4 protein-coding genes are annotated in these 1,673 nt (G+C 36.6%); all 4 read right to left on the bottom strand.

Features of this window, described 5'->3' with window-relative positions; all coding sequences use genetic code 11:
* On the bottom strand, positions 1 to 293 hold a 293-nt coding region (locus tag AP059_RS21715; RefSeq protein WP_218186997.1), incomplete at its 3' end, for a hypothetical protein.
* Positions 293 to 805, bottom strand: coding sequence for a hypothetical protein (locus AP059_RS00085; RefSeq protein ID WP_059874881.1), 513 nt, complete (start codon positions 803 to 805; stop codon positions 293 to 295). The genes AP059_RS21715 and AP059_RS00085, both read right to left, overlap by 1 nt.
* Before the next feature lie 19 nt (positions 806 to 824).
* A complete protein-coding gene (locus tag AP059_RS00080; RefSeq protein WP_059874879.1) occupies positions 825 to 1,100 on the bottom strand; it encodes a hypothetical protein in 276 nt (91 codons plus the stop codon).
* Positions 1,101 to 1,120: 20 nt separating this feature from the next.
* A partial coding sequence (locus AP059_RS22375; protein ID WP_218186996.1) for a complement C1q domain-containing protein occupies positions 1,121 to 1,673 on the bottom strand: 553 nt, incomplete at its 5' end.

Raw genomic sequence — 1,673 nt, 5'->3', positions numbered from 1 at the left:
TCTCTAGTAAGTTGTAGCCATTTCTTTTGACCTGCTGACGTACCTTTGTCAACCGTAGAAAGTTCTTCTTTTAATTTTGTTGCTTTGTCACGTGATAAGCCCAACTGCGTTTGTAAGTTCTTCTGCAATTGTGCCATTTTACCGGTATTTGTTGGGTCAAGTTTTAGAGCTTCACGTAAGTTTTTAGCTTCTCCTCTAAGCCCTGACATTGCGGTATTAACGCCTTTAAGTGAGTTCTCGAATTTCGTGGTATTACCGTATATCTCGACCTCAAATGTTGCATTACTTGCCATTACATACCCTTTCTTTTACGCCTTTTCTCTTTTTCTTTTTCCTCTTTCTTCTTCTCTGCAATAAGTTCGATTATTTTATAAACAAGTTCTAGTTCCATTTCCATGAACTGTGTTATATCAATTTCATTATTGCCTAAAACAGTCAAAAGTTCTAAGGTTTTATTTTCCTTTACAGTATCTTTCTTTTTCTTAATCAATGAACTAGAAGAAAAGAAGACCATATCGTCTTCCGTTTCCTCTTTTTCTTTAATAAAAACAGTTTTACAGAAGATATTGATTAACTCGTTAGTTGTAGGAAGCTCTGTTTTATCGTCTAAGGCGTTTTGCAGTCCTCCGTTACAATCTACCCAAAGTATCAATAACTTGTCTGTAAAGCTCTCCATTTGCTCTGTAAAGTCATCAGGAATATATCCAGCGACAAAAGAATTTTGTAGGTCTGCAAAGTCTTTTAAATCTGTAATAAAGTCTGAACCAGTTAGTTCTAAGTATCTAATTGCATGTTTTAAAATCATTTACAGTCCTTTCAGCTCATTAAATTTCTTTCTGCCACAGTTCGACAAGTTCTTTAAGCCCTTTACCGTCAGTATCGAACTCAAAGCTAGAACGGAAGTCAGAGAAGTCACTTTTAGCTTTTACAATGTTATCTTGAAAAAGAGCCAAGTATAGACCATATTGAACGAACTCCATTACATCAGTAATTTCTCCGTCTTCTTTTTTAAGCTCTGCATCCATTGCCTTTTGTTGCTGGAAAAGGTCTTTCCCTGTAATCATTTTAAATTTACGTGCTGTACTTAATTGTTTTGCCATTTTATTTTATATTCCTTTACTTATTCTATTTTTTTCCAAGTATATTTTCCTGGGTCTGTACTTTGTGTGTTAGAGTCATTATCAGTATATGTTCCGATATAGCTTGGATAATCTTCGGGTGTTACTTCACTAGCTGAGGGCATCCAAGGAGTAGCGGTTGAGCCTTCTTCCCACTTATGACCAGCAGTCCATAAAGCAGAATCTGAACCTGAACCTGCGATGTCATATCTGGCTGAAACCTTGTCGCCAGCTTTTAATGTTACAGAGGCACTATCCCTCAACCAACCAAAATCGTTACCCATTATCTTATCAGGAACAGCAGCAACAGGACTACCATTTACAAGAACAAATCTAGTTACATCTGCCTTGTTTCCTGAACTTTTAACATGAGCTGAGAAAGTATAAACTCCGTCTTTAGGTGCAGTAAATGTTTTATTAATACCGACCCATTGACCGGTTCTTTTCTTAACGGTTAGACCTTGATATGTTCCGTCATTTACCGAAACATCTGAATGTTCCCAATCTCCACTAAAGTCTTTAGTACCGTCCAACAAGTTCAAGTTTGGTAAGTTC

It is taken from the genome of Pseudomonas sp. TAA207 (genome assembly GCF_001529285.1).
GTDB lineage: Bacteria > Pseudomonadota > Gammaproteobacteria > Pseudomonadales > Pseudomonadaceae > Aquipseudomonas > Aquipseudomonas weihenstephanensis.
Note: the sequence above shows the minus strand (reverse complement) of the source record. Positions and strands in the feature narration are given on the sequence as shown.